This is a genomic window from Xanthobacter sp. AM11 (assembly GCF_047444035.1).
Taxonomy (GTDB): domain Bacteria; phylum Pseudomonadota; class Alphaproteobacteria; order Rhizobiales; family Xanthobacteraceae; genus Xanthobacter.
In genome coordinates this window covers 3,965,856-3,984,982 of the sequence record NZ_JBLAOA010000001.1, presented here as the reverse complement: position 1 = coordinate 3,984,982, position 19,127 = coordinate 3,965,856, and the positions used below count along the sequence as shown (strand labels likewise).

The window sequence follows — 19,127 nt, the reverse complement described above, 5'->3', positions numbered from 1 at the left end:
ATGAAGAGCATCGCCCCCGCGCACCTGCCGCATTACCGCTCCATCGAAAAGCAGGAAAACGCCGCCATCGTCGTTCGCGATCTCTCCAAGGCCTTCCACGGCCGCGTGGTGCTGGATCATGTCTCCTGCACCGTGCCGGCGGGACAGTTCGTGGTGCTGCTCGGTCCGTCGGGCTGCGGCAAGTCCACCTTGTTCCGCTGCCTCACCCGCCTGGTGGAGCCCGACGCGGGCAGCGTCACCATCCGCGACACCGAGGTCACCGCCCTCGGGCCGTCGGCCCTCAAGGCACTGCGCCGCAAGGTGGGCTTCGTGTTCCAGCAGTTCAACCTGGTGAAGCGCTTCAGCGCCATCGACAACGTGCTGGCGGCGCGGCTCGCGGCCACGCCCCTGTGGCGGGTGCTGCTGCGCCGGTTCCGCCCGCAGGACCGCCAGCTGGCGCTCGCCTGCCTGGACAGCGTGGGCCTTCTGGAACAGGCCTATCAGCGGGCCGAGCGTCTGTCGGGCGGGCAGCAGCAGCGGGTCGCCATCGCCCGTGCCTTCGCCCAGCAGGCCGAGCTGATCCTCGCCGACGAACCCATCTCCAGCCTCGACCCGGAATCTTCGGAGAACGTGCTGCAGATCCTGCAGCGGGCGGCGCGCGAACGCGGCTTCACCGTGCTGTGCAGCCTGCACCAGGTGGATCTTGCGGTGCGCTACGCCGACCGCATCATCGCCCTGCGCCAGGGGCGGCTGTTTTTCGATGGTCCGGCGGAGGGCTTCACCGCCGACCTGCGCGAGGAGCTCTACCGTGCCGCCCGTTCCTGACGGCGCCCCGCCTGACGCCACCGAGCGCGCCGCCATTGCCGCCGCGCTCACCCGCGGCGCGCAGCGCGGCCGGCTGCTGGAGATCCTCCTGGAAGTGCGCGACGCCAAGGGCGGCGTCGGCATCTCGCCGGCCGGGCTTGCGGCCGTGGCCGAGCATCTGCGTCTGTTCCCGTCCGAGGCCTATGAGGTGGCCACCGCATTTCCAGCGGTGAACTACGCTGCCGCCACCCCCTATGCCACGGAGGGCTGCGGCGATCTGGTGTGCGGCCTGCTGCAGGGCGCGCCGGGTGCCGGTGTGTGCCGCAACCGCTGCGACGGGGCGCGCCCTGCGCCCGTCGCGCGGACCTTCGCGGACTACCGGGCGGCCGGAGGCTACGGGCAGCTCCGCCGCGTCATGGCCGATCCCGGCGCGGCGGCGCGGATGCTGGCCCAGCTTTCGGCGCACCAGGCGGTGGGGCGGGCCGGCGTCGGCTTCCCGGTGGGGGAGAAATGGCGGCAGGTGATGGCCGCCGGCGGCACGCCCGTCGTCATCGTGAACGGCGACGAGGGGGATCTGGCCATCTTCAAGGATCGCTTCATCCTGGAGACCGACCCCCACGGCGTGCTCGAAGCGGCGCTGGTGGCGGCGCGGGTCACCGGCGCGGACCTCGTGTTCCTCTATGTGCGCGACGACTATGCGCCCATCCACGCCATCGTGCGCCGGGCGCTGGAGGAGGTGGCGGCGGCCGGCCTCGCGGAAGGGATCGGCCTGGAGCTGCGGCGCAGCGGCGGCGCCTTCATCTGCGGCGAGGAGACGGCGCTCATCGCCAGCCTGGAAGGACGGGCCGCCCGCCCGACCGAGCGGCCGCCGTTCCCGACCACGCGCGGTTATCTCGGCCGGCCCACCCTGCTGCACAATGTGGAGACCTTCTATCGCCTCACCGCGGCGTGGGGCGGAACCCCGGGTTCGCCCGCCTCGGTCCTGCTGGACCCGCAGGTGCGGCTGTTCAGCGTCTCCGGCCGGGTGTGTGCGCCGGGGCCGAAGCCGGTGCGCGGCCTGTCGCGCCTCGCCGACCTGGTGGAGATCGCCGGCGGCATGCAGAACGGCCATGCGCTCGGCGGCTTGGTGATCGGCGGATCGTCGGGAACGCTGGTTGGCGCCGCCGACTGCCGCAGGCCCCTGGCCGACCTGCTGGCCGAGGGGCTGCGCCTTGGCACGGGCGGCGCCATCGTGTTCGGCGCGGACGACGAGCCCCGCGCCATCGCCGCCCGCATGGCGGCCTATCTGGCACGCGAGAGCTGCGGCCAGTGCGGCCCGTGCCGCATCGGCACGGCGCATGCCGCGCGCATCCTGGCGGCGCCGGGCCCGCTGGACCTGCCCCTCCTCGACGATCTCGCAACGGTCATGGGCGAAGGCTCGCTGTGCGCCCTCGGGCGCAATGCGGGCCGCTTCCTCGGCCGCCTGTCCCTTCCCGGCCGCGGTGCCAGCGCATGAGCCTCATTCCCATCTCCATCGACGGCCAGTCCATCGCCGCCCGGGACGGCCAGACCCTGCTGCAGGCGGCGGCTGCCGCCGGGCTCGACCTGCCGCACCTGTGCGCCGCGACGCGGGAGGGTTTTGCGCCCATCGGCAGCTGCCGCACCTGCCTGGTGGAGGTGGAGGGCGAAGCCGAGCTGGTGCCCGCCTGCCGCCATCCGGTCCACCCCGGCCTTGCCGCGCGCACCGACACGCCCCGCGCCGCGCGGGTGCGGCGGCTCGCGGTGGAACTGCTGGCTTCGGAAATGAGCCCGGCGGCGGCAGCCCGCCATCCCGCCACGCCGTTCCAGCTCCTTGCCGCGCGCACCGGCGCCGACGCCGGCCGGTTCGGCCACCGGGCGGGCCACCGGCCGGCGGATGCCAGCCATCCCGCCATCGCCCTCGACCCGGAAGCGTGCATCCGCTGCGGCAAGTGCCGGGCCGGCTGCCGCGATGTGCAGGTGAACGGGGTCATCGCCCTTGCCGGGCGGGGCGACGGCATCCATGTGGCATTCGATGCCGGGGCGGCCATGGGGGCGAGCAGCTGCGCCTCCTGCGGGGAATGCGCCCAGCTCTGCCCCACCGGCGCGCTGGCGCCGAAGGCGCTGGTGGCGGCGGGAGGGCGGGCCGCGGTGACGGCCAGCGGCGAGACCGTCTGTCCCTTCTGCAGCGTCGGCTGCCGGGTCACGCTGCACCGCGCCGGCGAGGACGTGGTGTGGGCGGAAGGGGGCGACGGCCCGGCGAACCATGGCCGGCTGTGCGTCAAGGGCCGCTTCGGCTTCTCCTACCTGCGTCATTCCGATCGTCTCACCACACCCCTGGTGCGCCGGGCGGATGCGCCGAAGGATGCCGCCCTCTCCCTGCGCGGCGCAGCCGTGCTGGAGCTGTTCCGCCCTGCGGAATGGGACGAGGCGATGGACCTGGCCGCTCGCGGCTTCGCCCGGGTGCGTGCGGCGCACGGCCCGCACGCGCTGGCGGTGCTCGGCTCCGCCAAGGGCGCGAATGAGGATGCCTACCTGCTGCAGAAGCTGGCGCGCACCGGCTTCGGCACCCCCCATGTGGACCATTGCACCCGCCTGTGCGCCTCGGTGCCGCCGCTGGCGGAGGCCACAGGCTTTGCCGCGGTGACCGCCCCCATCGAGGAGATCGCCCGCGCCGAGGTGGTGCTGATGGTGGGCTCCAACCCGGACAGCAACCATCCGGTGGCCGCATCGCTGATGAAGAACGCCTTCCGGCGGGGCGTGAAGCTCATCCTGGTGGACCCCGGCACCCAGGCCCTGTCGCGCTTCGCCACCCACCATCTGCGGACCGCGCCGGGAACCGACGTGGCGCTCCTCTCCGCCATGACGCGCGTGGTGATCGAGGAAGGGCTCTACGACCGCGCCTTCGTTGCCGGGCGGCTGGAGGGCTTCGAGGCGCTGCGTGCCCGGGTCGCCCCGTTCACGCCGGAGCGGGCCGCCGCCCTCACGGGGGTGCCAGCGCAGGAGCTGGTGGCCGCCGCCCGCCTGTTCGCCGGCGCGGGTGCGGCCATGACCTTCTGGGGCATGGGCGCATCCCAGCATGCGTTCGGCGCGGACAACATCCGCACCGTCATCGCCCTGGCCCTCGTGTGCGGGCAGGTGGGGCGTCCCGGCGCGGGCCTGCATCCCCTGCGCGGGCAGAACAACGTGCAGGGCTCCTGCGACGCCGGCCTTCTGCCCAATTACCTGCCGGGTTACCGTCCAGCGGCGCAGGCCGGCCGCACGGTGGTGGAGATGTTCGATGCGGCGCGCCTGGGCGAGGTCCGCGGCCTCTACGTGGTGGGCGGCAACCCCGCCATGGCCAACCCGGACCTTGCCGCCACGCGGGCCGGGCTGGCACGGCTGGACCATCTGGTGGTGCAGGACATCTTTCCCACCGAGACCGCGGCCTTCGCCGACGTGATCCTGCCGGCGGCAGCCCTGGCGGAGCGGGCCGGCACCGTGACCAACACCGACCGCCTGGTGCAGCGCATCGCGCCCGCAATGCCGCCGCCCGGCGATGCGCGGCCGGACTGGCGCATCATCGCCGACATGGGCGTGCGCCTCGGCCTGCCGTGGGCGGACCTGACCGTGGAGCGCCTGTTCGAGGAGATGGCGCGCGAGCTGCCGGCCCTTGCCGGCTTCGACTGGCCGCTGCTGGCGCGCGATGGCCATGCGCGCTACCCCCTGCGCCCGGCCGGGGCCGGCGACAGCCTGTTCGGCGACGGCTTCGCCCGCGGGCAGCGGGCTTCCATCGCGCCCCTCGATGCCAGCGGCGCGGACGAGACGACCGACGCCGACTATCCCTTCATCCTGATGACCGGCCGCCTGCGCGAGCACTGGCACACGGGCACCATGACCCGGCGCTCTCCCGTGCTGGAGGCCCTGAGCCCGGCGCCGCGCGCCCACATGCACCCCGACGACCTCGCCCGGCTGGGCGTTCCCGCCGGCACTCAGGTGGAGGTGCGCACCCGGCGCGGCCTGGTGCGCCTCGCCGCCGCGGCAGACCCGGCGGTGCGGCCGGGCGTGGTGTGGATGGCCATGTCCTTCTTCGAGGCGGCGGCCAACGAGCTGACCGTGAACCGGCTGGACCCCACCACCCGCGTGCCGGAATTCAAGTTCTGCGCCGCAGAGGTGCGCCGCACGTAGCGGGCGGGCATCGCCGGGTCACGGCCATCCCCACGGCCTTTCTGACCCTGTGGAAGCACCGGCCGGCCCCGCGCATGCTGTCAGCGGAGCGCCTGGCTGAGGGCCGGAACGAGCTCCATCACGAAAAGTCCGGCCCCCAGCGCAATTGCGCACAAGCCGGCGACCTTGGAAAGCAGCGCCCCGTTCGGCAGTAGCTTTTCGGCGGCGACATAGACCGCGAGAGCGGCGGCCCAACGCAGGTCCATCATGGACACCACCAGCATGAGGAGCATGAGGGCCCAGCAGCAGCCGACGCAGTAGAATCCGTGCCGGAAGCCCATGACCATGCTTCCCCGGTAGCCTTCGCGCCATTCCGACAGGATGAAGCCGGACGGCGACCGGCAATGGGTGAGGCACGCCAGCTTCACGCTCGTGAGCTGGTAGAGCCCGGCAAGCACCAGCACGCCGCCAGCCGCCAGGCGATTGCTGAGGGTCATGTCCGGCCCGATCAGGCCGGCATTCGCCATCCACCAATGGCCCAGGGCGCCCGCCGTGCTGAAAAGGCCCCACACGCCGAGATAGCCAATCACAAAGATGATGGTCGGCACATAAGGATCGCGCCGTTCCCGCCGCCGCTTGGCGATGGTGGCGAAGGCGTCGATCATCGGCGCGGCCGAAGGCAGCATCATTGCCACCATCATCGCATTCCACATGAGGAAGGCGTTGGTGACGTCGGCGATGGACCATGGCCGCGCGCACAGGCTGGCCAGGAAAGTGGGATCAATGGCTCCCATCCCGGCCGCGATGGCCCACGATCCAAGCCAGGCCGCAAGCGTTGCAAGGGCAAGGGAAGCGGCAATGACCGCGCGTTCCGAAAGCGTCAGCATTGATCGGCTCCAGCCTCACTGCGCATCGAGAGGCCGGCGCCAGGTGAATGCCCCGGGGCCTTTGTGCTCGAAGGGAATGTGCTTGGCCGAATAGGACGACCAGTCCCACTTGAAGCCGAACGCATCAAGCACGTTCTTGCGGGCCTGGCCCACGGTGATGTCGCCGGGGCCGACTTCCGGGCGCGGCGCATTGGAGATCTTGCACACCTGGGCGTCCGGCACCATCAGGTCGCGATAGGGGCCGCCCTCGCCATCGATCATGCCCGGCACCACGACCTTCCAGTTTTCCGCGTCGAAGGTGAGCTCGATGGGCACGAACATGACCCCGAGCTGGCGGACGGTGAGGTCGCGCCAGGCGGCGAAGTGGCCGCCCACCTGGCCGGTGAAGATCAGCTCCAGCGCATGGCGCTGCTCGGGCGTGGCGCGGTCGTCCAGCAGGAAGCCGAAATTGCGGTTGCGCTCCAGGACGCCACCCTCGAAGTGGCCGACGAGGATGCCCACGAGACCGTCGAGCGGCACGTCGCCATAATGGCCTTCGCGGATGATCCAGGTGAGCACGCCCTCGCAGATGCCCGAAGTGGGGTTGGCGCCGAACACGCAGGGGCACCCCACCGCGCAACTGCACAGGTCGAACCAGTCGCCGGCGATCCGCCATTGCGGGATGCGTTCACGCTCCTCGGTCATCGGTCCTTCTCCTTTGCGCGTCCACCGGACACACTGCCGGCCATGACAACTGTTTGACTGTTTGTAGATCGACTTGAATAAACTGACCGCAACGGCGCCGGCTTGTCTCTCCTGCTTTGGTTCAGAAGGTGGCTGGGGTGTTGACCCACAGGATGCGGGCGATGGTCGTGCCGATGTTGCGGTAGCCGTGGGGCATGTTGGAGGGGAAGAAGAAGGAATCTCCTGCCTTGACCACGTACATCTTCTCCCCGACCTGAAGCTCCACCTCGCCCTCCATCACGTAGCCCACCTCCTGGCCGTCATGGACGATGGTGCCCTCCGAGCCCCCGCCCACGGCGATGATGTGGATGTTGGCATCCATCAACGCGGTCTCGCGGTCGCTGATGAGGCATTCGAGGGTCACGCCGTGGCCCGGCCGCACCGAGCTGACCGAGATGTGCGGGCGGTCCTGCGGGTGTGACACCACGTGGTCGTCGGTGAGCGGCGCTGCGAGCAGGCTCGCGATATTGGTCTCCAGCACGCGAACCATGGAGTGCAGCGTGTGGAGCGAGGGCACCGCCTGGTCGCGCTCGATTTTCGAGAGCATGCTCACGGAGATGCCCACCTGCTCCGCCAGCTCGGCCAAAGTCATGCTCTTCACCTTGCGGGCATGGCGCAGCTTGACGCCGATGGGCGGGGCCTCCCTTACCTCGGAAGGCGGGCGGCCAGGCGCAGCCTTTGCGCCGTTCTTCCTGGAGCCTTGCACGCGCGCGCTCATGGTGCGATCCGTCCGTCCGCTGGCTGTCCGGCGACCGGCCCCGGACCGCGTAATGCCTCACCATACCAGTCGCGCAAGATGGCGGCGTAGAGAGCTGTTGCCTCGTCGATGCGATCCACACGGCAATATTCGTCGGTCTGGTGGGCGAGATCCGGCTCCCCCGGCCCGAGGATCATGGCCGGCGGCGCGCCGAGGGCGGCGGCAAGCACCGAGCCGTCGGTGAAGTAGCACACGCCCCGGGGCTCGACGCCGGCTCCCGCGATGTCATGTGCGAGCGCGCACACGCGGCGCACCCAGGGGTGTTCGGGCGAGGTCCAGATGGCCGGCAGGTCCAGCAACGTCGAAAGGCGCGTCTCGGCACCCAGGAAGGTGGACATCTGCGCGCGCAGCGCGTCGTGGGACTGTCCCGGAACCGTGCGGATGTCGAGGCTGACCACCGCGCGGTCGGGGACCGAGTTGATGTTGATGCCGCCGTGGAACGTGCCCACGCTGAGCGTGGGCGCCCCGAGCACCGGATGGCGCGCATGGTTGAAGTCGAAGTCCTGGAGCCGCATCACCAGCTCGGCAGCCTTCACCACCGCGTTCACGCCGTTCTGCGGCATGGAGCCGTGGGCGGTGACGCCATCGGCCGCCGCTTCCAGCCAGAGCGCCCCCTTGTGGCCGACGAGGGGGAGATTGGCGGTCGGCTCGGCGATCAGCAGCGCATCCGCCCGGCCCAGGAGCCCCGACGTCTGCGCCACCGCGCGCGCCCCGTCGCAGCCGGTCTCCTCGCCTGCGGTGATGACGAGGAGGAGGCCGTTCTCCCCGGCGTCCCGGCGCCCGTAGTCCCGCGCCGCGGCGATGAAGGCCGCGACGCCGCTCTTCATGTCGCTGGACCCGCGCCCGTAGAGGCGCCCGTCAATGATCGTGCCGCCGAACGGATCGACGCTCCAGTCCCGCAAGCCGAGCGGCACCGTGTCCACATGGCCGGTGAAGGCGAGGACCCGCCCGGCGCCGCCTGCCCGTGCCACCAGGCTCGATCGGCCGGGCCCCAGCGGCACCTCGGCGCAGCGGAAGCCGAGCGGCTCCATCTCCGCGCGCAGAAGGCCGATGGCCCGCGCCTCGTTGCCGGGCGGGTTGACGGTGTCGATCCGCACCAGGGCACGGGTCAGCTCGACGGCATAGGAATTGGTCACGACGCGATCACCATATCTTCCCGTTGTGCCGTCCGCGCGAAGGCGCGGACGGGTCGTTATCCGAAATAGGCCCGCTTCACATCCGCGTCGGCGGCGAGCTGGGCGCTGGTCCCGGAGGCGGTGACCCGCCCTTGGGCCAGCACGTAGCCGGCGTGGGAGATGGCGAGCGTCTGCCGGACGTTCTGCTCGATCAGGAACACGGTCGTGCCATCGGCATTGAGCTTGTGGATGATGGCGAAGCTCTCCTTCACGAACAGCGGCGAGAGGCCGAGCGAGGGCTCGTCGATCACCAGGAGGCGCGGCTCCGCCACCACGCCGCGGCCGATGGAGACCATGGCCTGCTCGCCGCCCGAGAGCGTGCCCGCCATCTGCCCGCGCCGCTCCGCGAGGCGCGGGAAGAGGGCATAGACCCGATCGAGCCCGCGCGAGAGGTGCCCCCCCTTGGCGTAGGCGCCGAGGCGCAGGTTCTCCTCCACCGTCAGCTTCGGGAACATGCGCCGGCCCTCGGGGATGCAGGCGATGCCGGCGCTGACGATGCGGTGCGTCGCCCATCCGGTTATGTCCTCGCCGGCGAAAGTGACGGTGCCGGCGCGCGCCGGGGTCAGGCCCATGATGGCGCGCACCAGCGTGGACTTGCCGGCGCCGTTGGCGCCCAGCAGGCAGGTGACGGCGCCGACTTCGATGTCGATGTCCACATCGGCGAGCACGTCGGCATGATCGTAGCCGGAGCGGATGCCGCGCAGAGAGAGGATGGCGCTCATTCGTCCCCCAGATAGGCGCGCTGGACCATGGGGTCGGCGACGACGGCGCGGTACGGCCCCTCGCAGACCTTGCGTCCGAAGTTGAACACCACGCACCGGTCGGTGACGCGCTCGATGGTGGCCATGTCGTGCTCGACGATGACGATGGCGAGATCGCTCATCTCGGAGCGAACGGCGAGGATGTCGTCCATCAGACGGCGGGTCTCCTCATGGGTCATGCCCGCGGAAGGCTCGTCCAGCAGCAGCAGCCGGGGCCGCGCCATCAATGCGCGGCAGACCTCGATGCGCCGGCGCTGGATCATCGGCAGACCGGCCGTCGCCTGGAGCGGGGCACGGGCAAGCTCCGGGTCGAACCGCTCCAGCAGCGCGCGAACGTGCGCCAGTTGCGCGTCCATCTCGCGCGCGAATGCTCTCCGGCGGAACAGCGCATGGAAGATCCCCCGGTCGAGGTTCTTGCCGTTGCCCAACACCACGTTCTCGAACACCGACAGGTCGAGGCACAGGCGCGAGCGCTGGAAGGTACGGGCGATGCCCTTCTCGTAGACCTTCTGCGCCGACGCGGCGGTCAGGTCCTCGCCGGCGAAGCGCACCGTTCCGCCGTGGGGCGCGAAGATGCCGGTGACGACGTTGAAGAAGGTGGTCTTGCCGGAGCCGTTGGGGCCGATGAGCCCCAGCACCTCGCCCGAGCGAACCGTGACGTCCACGCCGTCGAGGGCGAGGATGCCGCCAAACCGCCGCGAGAGGCCCTGAGCTTCGAGCAGCGCGGTCATTGGGCCACCCCCGCCGAAAGCCGCGCACCGCGCGGGATCAGCCCCTGCGGGCGGAACAGCAGCACCAGAACCACCAGCGCCGAGAAGATGAGGAAGCGATATTCCTGAAGCACCTGGAGCTTCTCCGGCACCAGCACCACCACCAGGCAGGCAATCAGCGTGCCCCAGTGGTTGCCGAGCCCACCCAGCAGCACGATGGAGATGAGGATCAGCGAATCCCCGAGCGTGAAGTTGGAGGGGGCGATGAAGCCCGCCATGAAGGCGTAGAGCGCACCCGCGAGCCCGGCGAGCACGCTGCCGAACACGAAGGCGATCGCCTTCCACACCGCGGGGCGGATGCCGAAGCAGGCTGCGGCGGTCTCGTCGGCGCGCACCATGTCGAGGGTCAGGCCGGCCCAGGAGCGTTCCAGCCGCTGTGTCAGAACCATGGAGGCGGCAAGCAGCGCCAGCGCCGCCACCAGGTAGACCGCGTATTGCGACACCTCGAGGCCCAGCATCTCGAACGGGCGGTTCGGCCGCCAGCCGAAGAGGTCGATGCCGCGCACCTGGAGCCCCTGGGGGCCGCCGAGAGTGTCGTTCACCTCCAGGAAGCCCTTGAACAGCATGGCGAAGGCGATGGTGACCACGGCCGCGTAATGGCCGCGTGCACGGCACAGGGGCAGCACCAGGATCGCCCCCATCACCCCCGCCACCAAGGCGGCGAAGGGGAAGGCGAGGATGTGCGGCAGGCCGGACTGCACCACCACCGCGCCCGCATAGGCTCCCGCCCCGTAGATCGAGGCGCCGGCGAAGTTGACCACGCCCGCATCCCCGGTCTGGACGTTGAGGCCGATGCAGACGGTGGCGGTGAGCAATACGCTCGCCAGCATCAGGAGGTTGAAATGGTCGTCCAGGAACACGAAGGCCACGGCCAGGACGGCGACGATCGCCGCCGCGCCCATGAGGCCCTCATGGGTGGTGAAGGCGGCGGCCAGCGGGCGCGCCAGCGCCCGGCGCCGCAGCAGCCAGCCGAGCGCCAGCGCCAGCGCGCCCACGACCGCCACCTCCCATTGGTGCTCGCCCTTCAGCAGGAGCACCACCCAGGCTGCGCTCGCGGCGATGGCGCCAAGACCCACTGCGACCGGATGCTTTGCGTGACGTTCGGCCATGGTCAGACCCTCTCGCTCGGGGCTTCGGCGAGCAGGCCGGTGGGCCGCCACGTCATGATGAGGATCACCACCGCGAAGGTGAAGACGTCGCGGTAGGCGCTGGGGATGGGCAGGGCGACGGTGCCGATGGTCTGGAGCGCGGCGAACAGGAAGCCGCCGACCAGGGCGCCGTAGAAATTGCCCATGCCGCCGATGATGGCGGCCGAGAAACCGGCGACGCCGAGGAACAGGCCCATGCCGAAATTGATCTCGTTGTAATAGAGCCCGTTCATCACGCCGGCCACGGCGGCGAGCGCCGAGCCGAGCGCGAAGGTGCCGAGCACCACCACGTCGAAATTGACGCCCATCAGACGGGCGGTTTCCGAATCCTGCGCCACCGCCTTCATGGCGAGGCCGTAGCGGGTGCGGTTGATGAAGACGTGCACGGCGATGATCACGGCGAGGCCCGCGGCCAGGAGGATGAGACTGTCGTAGCGCAGCGTGACGGCGCCCAGCTCGACGCTGCCGGCGGGCAGCAGGCGCGGGAACGGCTTGGGGTTGGCCCCGTCGGGATAGAACAGGCGCACCGCTTCGCGCAGCAGGGTCCCGGCCATCAGGGTGATGAGCAGCACGTTCAGGGCCGGCGCCCGCCGGAGCGGCAGCACCAGCACCCGGGCGATGACGATGCCGAGCAGCGCGGTGACGAGGATGGCGCCGCCGAGCGCCAGCGTGATCAGAACCCAGGAACTGGCGGCCAGTCCCGAGGTGCTCAGCGCCGCGGCCACCGTATAGGCGGCAAATGCACCCACCATCAGCACGTCGCCGTGGGAGAACTTGATGACGTCGAGGACGCCGAAGAACAAGGTGAAGCCAACTGCCACGAGGGCATACATCATCCCCAGCATCAGGCTGTTGGTGATGTGCTGGCTCAACGCCGCCATATCCATGGAAACCGGCTCCGGTGAAACGGGAAAGGTCGGGTGCCACCCCCTCGCAGGGGGGTGGCGGCACGCTCACTGGCGCTTCTTCAGCCTGCGCTGGCCGGTGGCGTATTCCGACTGCTCCCAGGGGAGCCACTTGCCGTCCTGGACAATGTAGGTGGTGATGAGGGCAAGCTCGTTCTGGCCGTCCTTGTCGAAGGTGATGGGGCCGACGATGGAGGCGGCGTCCTTCACTGCCATCAGCTCCTTCACCACCGCCTTGCGGCTGGGGCCGACCTTCTCGATGGTGTCGAGGAGCAGGTTCATGGCCGCGAAGGAGAAGGGCCCCCAGATTTCCGGCGGCTCCTTGAAGCCGGCCTTCTCGTATTCGGCCATGAAGAAGCGGCCGCCGGGCAGCTTGGCGATGGGCACGCCCGCATGGAACGCCAGCGCGCCCTCTGCGAGCGGGCCGAGCGTGGTGGCGAAGGTGTCGGAGACGATGCCCGAGGCGCCCTCGAACTGGATGTCGCCGAGGCCGAGCTTGTCCATCTGCGAGCGGATGCGGATTCCGAGCGGGGCGAGGCCTGCAAAGTAGATCACGTCCGGGTTCAGGGCCTTGATCTGGGTAAGCTCGGCGGTGAAGTCCTGCTGGTCGGACGAGACGCCGTAGCTGCCGAGGATCTTGCCGCCGGCATCGGTGATGAACTTGGTGAAATACTTGTTGTGGCCCTTGCCGTAATCTGTAGTGTCATGGATCACGGCCCAGGTCTTGAAGCCCTGCTGGGTCATGAACTTCGACGCGGTGAACTCCTGGCTCAACATGGTGCCGTTGACGCGGAAGACCTCGTTGAAGTCGTTGCCGCTGGTGATCTCCGGCAGCACTGCGCCCCACACGATGGCCGGCAGGCCGAATTCATGGAACACATTCACCGTGCCCATGGCCACCGCCGAGCAATAATGCGCCACGGCGCCGATGATCTTCTTGTCGGTGGCGGCCTTGGTGGCCACCTGGATGCCCACGTTGGGCTTGCACTCATCATCCATGGCGACAAGGCTGTAGGTGTATTTCGCCTTGGGGTCCTGGTTGCGCAGGGCGACCGCGAGGCTCGCCGAATTGCGTGCGCCGATGCCGATGGCGGAGACGCCCCCCGTGAGCGGGCCGATGAAGGCGACGGAAACATCATCCTTCGCCTGGGCCGCGGGGGTGCCGAGCGCAAGGCAGGCGAGGGCGCAAGCGGCTGCGCGTCGCAGCCGGTCGAGTGCTACGTTCATGTGTGCCGATCCTCTGGAAGATCCGCCCCGTTTCTCGGGGTCTGGAAGAACTGATTTCAAGGATAGACAGTCACTTTCATAAAAGTCAAACGACTTGAATAAAATTTCTGTGGCCCGCGGCAGCTTGCCGTTTCTAGCTTTTACCCAGGCCGATCGGGCCGGCGCGAGGCGCGGCAGGGCGCCCCCATATTGCGCGGCAAGAGGATTTGGGGGACAAGCAGGCGTCCAACCATGTCGCGTGGGAGAGACCGCCCCGGCACCTGCCGGCGGCGGCGCCGACGGAGCAAGCGCCCCAGGAAACTCTCAGGCAGAAGGACCGCGCGACAGGACAATCTGGAGAGAGGCGCTGGCCGGGACACCGGCGGGGCGCCCACCGAAGGGGAAGTCTTCCGGCCGGCGCGGCCTGCGCCCGGCGGGCGGATCACGCTCTCAGGTGCCGGGACAGATGGGGCTTGCCGGAGCGCTTTGGCGCTCCTCCTGTCCCCGTGCGCTCCGAGAGGAAGCCATGTCCCATTTCGCCGTCATCGGCGCCGGCATCACCGGCGTCACCACTGCCTATGCCCTCGCCCAGAACGGTCACCGTGTCACCGTGATCGAGCGCGAGCGCTATCCCGCCATGGACACGTCCTTCGCCAATGGCGGGCAGCTTTCCGCCAGCAATGCCGAGGTGTGGAACCACCTATCCACCATCGCCAAGGGCCTGAAGTGGATGATGCGCAAGGATGCGCCGTTGCTGCTCAATCCCGCGCCGTCCTGGCACAAATATTCCTGGCTCGCCGAGTTCCTCGGCGAGATGCGCCATTATCGCGCCAATACGGTCGCCACCGCGCGCCTGGCCGTGCTGGCGCGGCGCCTGCTGATCGAGACCGCGGAGCGCGAGGGTATCGACTTCGACCTGGAGCAGCGCGGCATCCTGCACATCTATCGCGACCGCGCCGGCTTCGACCATGCGGGCCGCGTCAACGCCTTGCTGGTCGAGGGGGGGCTCGATCGCCGCCCGGTGACGCCGGCGGAGATGCGCACCATCGAGCCGGCGCTGGAAGGCGCCTTCCACGGCGGCTTCTACACGCCCTCGGACGCCACCGGCGATATTCACAAGTTCACGCGCGGCCTCGCCGATGCCTGCCGGGGGAGAGGCGTCATGTTCCTATGCGAGGCGAAGGTGGAAGCCGTCGCGGCGGCGGGCAATGGCGTCCGAATCCGCTGGTCCCCGGCGGGGCCGCAGCCGGGCGCTGCCGAGGTGCTGGAAGCGGATGGCGTGGTGATCTGCGCCGGCATCGCCAGCCGCGCCCTCGCCGCGCAGCTGGGCGATCGTGTGAACATCTATCCGGTGAAGGGCTATTCCATCACCGTCCATCTCGACGATGCGGCAAGCCAGGCCGGCGCGCCGTGGGTGAGCCTGCTTGATGACGCCACCAAGATCGTCACCAGCCGGCTGGGGCGCGAGCGCTTCCGCGTCGCCGGCACGGCTGAGTTTGCGGGCGAGAATCGCGACATCCGTTCCGATCGCATCGCCCCGCTGGTGCGCTGGGTGCGTTCGCTGTTCCCGAGCGTCGGGACCGGGCGCATCCAGCCCTGGGCGGGCCTGCGGCCGATGATGCCTTCCATGATGCCGCGGGTCGGACCGGGGCGGCGCCCGGGCATTTGGTACAACACCGGCCACGGCCATCTCGGCTGGACCCTCTCGGCCGGCACGGCGCATCTGATTGCCGAGGCCATCGGCGCGGCGGATCGTGCGGCGGCTGAACGCCGCGTCCAGTAGGGGGCCGGGGGCCAGGGAAGGGGCCAGGGAAGGGGTCAGGCGCGCGCGGTCGCTCCTTGGCCCCGTTCCCGTGCCCACGTCCACTTCCACGTCCACTTCCACGTCCACTTCCACTTCCACGTCCACCTCCACGTGGCGGGAAGGTGGAGCAGGACGCCCGCGACGTGGCGACCAGGGAAAGGCGCTTCTCCTTGCCGACGATGCGTCACTTCAATTGCCAAAGACGCGCGCCGCTCGGCGTGACGAAAAGCTGCAAGCCTCCGCCATCGGCAAACCTGCAGGGCTTTTCCGCCGGCCTGGCGTCGCCAAGGGCGCGGGCGAGGCACGGCATCGGGGGTATCGCGCTTGGAGGGGCGATGCCCCCAACGGCCTCGGATGCAGCGGGATCAGGACGGACGAGGCCCGACGCATCAAAGGCAAAAGCCCCCGACTTTCAATGCGTTCTGGACGATCTCGGAGGGGCAGGTGGTGCCGCGGAAGGGATTCGAACCCCCGACCCACGCATTACGAATGCGTTGCTCTACCAGCTGAGCTACCGCGGCATGGGGCCACTCTTTACGGGTTGGGCGGGGCGTTTTCAAGGGTGGAGTGCCGATGGCGGCGGCGGGGCAGGGGCTTTTCCCCGCTCCTCAACGGCGGGGCCGGGCAGAGGGATGCGGCAGCGGGCCGGCGCCGGGTGGGGCGTGGCGCAGGCCCGGTCCGTGTTTTCCGGGAGCCTGCGCTTTGGCGCCGGCCGCCTGGCACGCGCTTTTGTCTCGGCGTTACAGGGCGATACACCGATCAAGCGGATTCAACTTGACCGGATTGCGCTCTGGCGCGTTCGCCCGGGGCGGATTTTCCCTGCAGGGCGCCCCGGGGCGGTTGCGCGCCTCAATAGGTGAGGGTGGGCGGCAGCTCCTTGGCCTGGGCGATCCACTTCTCCACCATGCTTTCGGTGGGCAGCGCCCGCACCAGCTTCTTCTTCTCGTTCACGTCGGCCATGGCCTTGGTGAGGTTGGCGGCCACGCGGGTCTTCAGCTCCTTCACCGTATCCACCCCGGCGGCTTCCAGGAGCTCGGAATATTCCTCGCCGACGCCCTTGATGCGCATGAGGTCGGCCATGTTGGCCCACTTCAGGATGCGCGCCTCATCGAGGCCGGTGGCGGCGGCCAGCTCCTTGCGGGCCTTGGGCGTGGTGGCGGCCTCCAGCAGGGCCTGGGTGGTGGTGAGGCCGGCGGCCTTCAGCTTCTCGGCATAGACCGCGCCGATTCCCTCGATATCCATGATGGGATAGGACATGCACTCCCCCCTTTTTCGAGACGGCTTCCGTGCGAGCCGGCAAGATCACGACATATCCCGCCGCCAAGTCAAATGCGGCGTCAAATGCGGCGTCAAATGCGGCGTCAAATGCGGCGTCAAATGCGGCGTCAAATGCGGCGTCAAATGCGGCGTCAAATGCGGCGTCAAATGCGGCGTCAAATGCCGCCGCGCGTCATCCACCGCCATGTCGCGGCCGCGCGGCTCACACCACCTGCCGCAGGCCGGGAATGGCGCGCACCAGCGCATCCACCGGCTCCGGGCCCACGGTCTCGCGCGCATAATCCATGATTTCGCGCACTGCGGTCTGAACCTGGGCCATGGTGAGGCCGTAGGCCATCATCCGGTCGGCGACGTGCATCAGCCGCGCCATGCCGCCGAAATGGCGCTCGGCCGGGGTGGTGGCATCGGTTTCGGGGATCCCGCCGGCCAGCTCCCGCGCCCAGGGATGCGCCGCAAACAGGGGCGCCATGGCCGGCGCCGGCGCTTCCCGCGCCAGGAACTGGAGAACGATGGCCACAAGCCCGCGTGCCGTCGGCTCGTCCACATCAAGGCGCGCGGCAAGTCGCGCGATCAGCTCGTCCATCTCATCTCCTCGCGCCGCATCGCTTGAGAGACGCCGGCACAGTGCCGGGGCCGGCGGCCGGAAGCAAGGGGCGCGGTCCTGCGGCGGCGCGGGCGGGGCGCAATTTGCTTGCCCCGCAGCCGGGAAGATTGCGAAAACACCCCTTCGACGAGACCGGACGGGCCCGGTGATTCGCGGCGCGGCCAGCCTTGCGCGCCCCGCCCGGCCCACAATCGCCGCAAGGATGCTGCCATGGCCCGCACCCCCACGACGCGCCCCACCGCCACCGGCCCCAAGACCGGCGACACGACCGGCGACACGACCGGCCCCGAGGCCGGATCTGCCGCTGATGCCAAGCCGGCCAGCAAGCCGGCCAGCAAAACCCGTGCAGGCACCAGGGCCACGAAGGCGGGCAAGGCCGCCGCGCGCGTCCCGGCCCGGGCGCCGGTCGCCGCCGAGCCGGACAGCGGCGGGCGCATCCTCATCGGCCGCAGCTTCCTCGGCCCGCGCGAGGCCTCGGCGGCGGGGGCCCGCTCCAAGGACGAATACCTCACCTTGCGCCTGGCCAACCGGCACGGCCTCGTCACCGGTGCCACCGGCACCGGCAAGACGGTGACGCTGCAGGTGCTGGCCGAAGGCTTCGCCCGTGCCGGGGTGCCGGTGTTCGCCGCCGACATCAAGGGCGACCTCTCCGGCATCGCCGTCCTGGGCGAGGCGAAGGATTTCCTGCTGGAGCGGGCGCAGGAGGTGGGCATCGCCTATGCGCCGGACACCTTCCCGGTGATCTTCTGGGACCTGTTCGGCGCGCAGGGCCACCCGGTGCGCGCCACGGTGTCCGAGATGGGGCCGCTGCTGCTGGCCCGCCTCATGGGGCTGAACGACACGCAGGAAGGCGTGCTCAACATCGTCTTCCGCCTGGCCGACGAGCAGGGCCTGCTGCTGCTGGACCTGAAGGACCTGCGTGCCATGCTCGCCCACGTGGCCGAGAATGCCGCCACGCTCACCACCCAATATGGCAATGTCTCCACCCAGTCGGTGGGGGCGATCCAGCGCCAGCTGCTGGTGCTGGAAAACCAGGGCGCGGACACGTTCTTCGGCGAGCCGGCGCTGCAGATCGAAGACCTCATGCGGGTGGACCGCTCCGGCTACGGCACCGTCTCCATCCTGGCGGCCGACAAGCTGATGGGCGCGCCGCGGCTCTACGCCTGCTTCCTCCTGTGGCTGCTCTCCGAGCTGTTCGAGCGCCTGCCGGAAGTGGGCGACCCGGACAAGCCAAAGCTCGTCTTCTTCTTCGATGAGGCGCATCTGCTGTTCGACGAGGCGCCCAAGGCGCTCATCGACAAGGTGGAACAGGTGGTGCGGCTGATCCGCTCCAAGGGCGTGGGCGTCTATTTCGTCACCCAGAATCCACTGGACGTGCCGGAAAGCGTGCTGGCGCAGCTGGGAAACCGGGTGCAGCATGCCCTGCGGGCCTTCACCCCGCGCGACCAGAAGGCGGTGCGCGCCGCCGCCGAGACCTTCCGCCCCAATCCAGACCTCGACACCGCGCAGGTGATCACCGAGCTGGGCAAGGGCGAGGCCCTGGTTTCCATGCTGGAAGGCAATGGCGTGCCCTCCATGGTGGAGCGCACCCTCATCCGCCCGCCCTGTGCCCGCATCGGGCCGCTGTCGGATGCCGAGCGCGCGGCGGTGATGGCGAAGAGCCCGGTGGGCCACCTGTACGACACGGCGGTAGACCGCGAATCGGCCTTCGAGATGCTGCAGGGCCGGGCGCAGGAGAAGAGTGCGCCGCAGGAGGCGGCGGCGTCCGGCGGCGGGTTCCTCGGCGGCATCCTGGACAGCGTTCTGGGCGGCGGTGCGCCGGAGGCGGGCAAGGGCACGACGCCCCGCAGCGGCGCCCCGCGGCCATCCTCGCGCATGAGCACCACGGAAGTGGTGGTGCGCCAGGTGGCGCGCTCGGTGGCGACTCAGGTGGGCACGCAGCTGGGCAAGGCGATCCTGCGGGGCATCCTCGGCAGCATCAGCACCAAGCGCTGAAAGGCCGCGCCGGGATACCGGGGCACACCCCCCGAATACCGCTGAAGCCATGTCCGCACGGCCGCGGGCGGGCGTTATCGCCCAAAGAACCATGCTGCCGCCCTGACTTCCAGTTGCTTTGGAAGGCGTGGGGCGGTACCTTTACCCTACGCCTGAAGGATTGCGGGGTCCCTCCGGTGGAGATGCTC

Annotated in this window: 17 protein-coding genes, 1 tRNA gene and 1 riboswitch; of the genes, 5 read left to right on the top strand and 13 right to left on the bottom strand. The window is 69.8% G+C overall.

Features of this window, described 5'->3' with window-relative positions:
• Genes phnC through ACI7BZ_RS18230 form a run of 3 tightly spaced genes read left to right on the top strand, consistent with a single transcriptional unit; the run spans position 1 to position 4,947 of the window.
• Positions 1-804, top strand: coding sequence for a phosphonate ABC transporter ATP-binding protein (gene phnC, locus ACI7BZ_RS18240; RefSeq protein ID WP_414118556.1), 804 nt, complete (start codon positions 1-3; stop codon positions 802-804).
• The gene (locus ACI7BZ_RS18235; RefSeq protein WP_414118555.1) at positions 788-2,278 is read left to right on the top strand and encodes an NADH-ubiquinone oxidoreductase-F iron-sulfur binding region domain-containing protein; all 1,491 of its coding nucleotides are present in this window, start codon (positions 788-790) and stop codon (positions 2,276-2,278) included. Before phnC ends, ACI7BZ_RS18235 begins: the two co-directional genes overlap by 17 nt.
• Positions 2,275-4,947, top strand: a complete 2,673-nt coding sequence (locus tag ACI7BZ_RS18230; protein WP_414118554.1) for a molybdopterin-dependent oxidoreductase — start codon at positions 2,275-2,277, stop codon at positions 4,945-4,947. Before ACI7BZ_RS18235 ends, ACI7BZ_RS18230 begins: the two co-directional genes overlap by 4 nt.
• 80 nt (positions 4,948-5,027) lie before the next feature.
• On the opposite strand, the gene ACI7BZ_RS18225 is transcribed toward ACI7BZ_RS18230, so the two are convergent.
• From ACI7BZ_RS18225 to ACI7BZ_RS18185, 9 genes are all read right to left on the bottom strand, one after another.
• Positions 5,028-5,813, bottom strand: a complete 786-nt coding sequence (locus tag ACI7BZ_RS18225) for a DUF2182 domain-containing protein (protein WP_414118553.1) — start codon at positions 5,811-5,813, stop codon at positions 5,028-5,030.
• A 15-nt stretch (positions 5,814-5,828) separates the two neighbouring features.
• Positions 5,829-6,497, bottom strand: a complete 669-nt coding sequence (locus ACI7BZ_RS18220) for a DUF1326 domain-containing protein (protein ID WP_414118552.1) — start codon at positions 6,495-6,497, stop codon at positions 5,829-5,831.
• A gap of 121 nt (positions 6,498-6,618) precedes the next feature.
• The gene (locus ACI7BZ_RS18215) at positions 6,619-7,254 is read right to left on the bottom strand and encodes a cupin domain-containing protein (RefSeq protein WP_414118551.1); all 636 of its coding nucleotides are present in this window, start codon (positions 7,252-7,254) and stop codon (positions 6,619-6,621) included.
• Positions 7,251-8,429 carry a M20 family metallopeptidase gene (locus ACI7BZ_RS18210; RefSeq protein WP_414118550.1) on the bottom strand — a complete coding sequence of 393 codons (1,179 nt, stop codon included), beginning with the start codon at positions 8,427-8,429 and terminating at the stop codon, positions 7,251-7,253. The genes ACI7BZ_RS18215 and ACI7BZ_RS18210 overlap by 4 nt, the downstream gene beginning before the upstream one ends.
• A 56-nt stretch (positions 8,430-8,485) precedes the next feature.
• Positions 8,486-9,190: an ABC transporter ATP-binding protein gene (locus ACI7BZ_RS18205; protein ID WP_414118549.1), complete on the bottom strand. Its 705-nt coding sequence runs from the start codon at positions 9,188-9,190 to the stop codon at positions 8,486-8,488.
• Positions 9,187-9,960: an ABC transporter ATP-binding protein gene (locus ACI7BZ_RS18200; RefSeq protein WP_414118548.1), complete on the bottom strand. Its 774-nt coding sequence runs from the start codon at positions 9,958-9,960 to the stop codon at positions 9,187-9,189. Before ACI7BZ_RS18200 ends, ACI7BZ_RS18205 begins: the two co-directional genes overlap by 4 nt.
• Positions 9,957-11,108, bottom strand: coding sequence for a branched-chain amino acid ABC transporter permease (locus ACI7BZ_RS18195; RefSeq protein ID WP_414118547.1), 1,152 nt, complete (start codon positions 11,106-11,108; stop codon positions 9,957-9,959). Before ACI7BZ_RS18195 ends, ACI7BZ_RS18200 begins: the two co-directional genes overlap by 4 nt.
• A gap of 2 nt (positions 11,109-11,110) precedes the next feature.
• Entirely contained in the window at positions 11,111-12,034 is a 924-nt protein-coding gene (locus ACI7BZ_RS18190; protein WP_414118546.1) for a branched-chain amino acid ABC transporter permease, read from the bottom strand.
• A 66-nt stretch (positions 12,035-12,100) separates the two neighbouring features.
• Complete coding sequence (locus ACI7BZ_RS18185; protein WP_414118545.1) at positions 12,101-13,279, bottom strand: branched-chain amino acid ABC transporter substrate-binding protein; 1,179 nt, start codon at positions 13,277-13,279, stop codon at positions 12,101-12,103.
• A gap of 229 nt (positions 13,280-13,508) precedes the next feature.
• Positions 13,509-13,608: riboswitch (glycine riboswitch) on the top strand.
• Between the two features lie 176 nt (positions 13,609-13,784).
• Here ACI7BZ_RS18185 and ACI7BZ_RS18180 point away from each other — a divergent pair.
• A complete protein-coding gene (locus ACI7BZ_RS18180; protein WP_414118544.1) occupies positions 13,785-15,041 on the top strand; it encodes a D-amino acid dehydrogenase in 1,257 nt (418 codons plus the stop codon).
• Positions 15,042-15,507: 466 nt separating this feature from the next.
• On the opposite strand, the gene ACI7BZ_RS18175 is transcribed toward ACI7BZ_RS18180, so the two are convergent.
• The 4 genes from ACI7BZ_RS18175 to ACI7BZ_RS18160 form a co-directional block, all read right to left on the bottom strand.
• Positions 15,508-15,583: transfer RNA gene (locus tag ACI7BZ_RS18175), tRNA-Thr, on the bottom strand.
• 328 nt (positions 15,584-15,911) lie between these two features.
• A complete protein-coding gene (locus tag ACI7BZ_RS18170; RefSeq protein WP_414118543.1) occupies positions 15,912-16,319 on the bottom strand; it encodes a DUF4332 domain-containing protein in 408 nt (135 codons plus the stop codon).
• A 45-nt stretch (positions 16,320-16,364) separates the two neighbouring features.
• The gene (locus ACI7BZ_RS18165; RefSeq protein ID WP_414118542.1) at positions 16,365-16,526 is read right to left on the bottom strand and encodes a hypothetical protein; all 162 of its coding nucleotides are present in this window, start codon (positions 16,524-16,526) and stop codon (positions 16,365-16,367) included.
• 16 nt (positions 16,527-16,542) lie between these two features.
• Positions 16,543-16,923, bottom strand: a complete 381-nt coding sequence (locus ACI7BZ_RS18160) for a hypothetical protein (RefSeq protein WP_414118541.1) — start codon at positions 16,921-16,923, stop codon at positions 16,543-16,545.
• Positions 16,924-17,154: 231 nt separating this feature from the next.
• On the opposite strand from ACI7BZ_RS18160, the gene ACI7BZ_RS18155 reads away from it, so the two are divergent.
• Complete coding sequence (locus tag ACI7BZ_RS18155; RefSeq protein ID WP_414118540.1) at positions 17,155-18,939, top strand: helicase HerA-like domain-containing protein; 1,785 nt, start codon at positions 17,155-17,157, stop codon at positions 18,937-18,939.
• Positions 18,940-19,127: the final 188 nt, after the last annotated feature.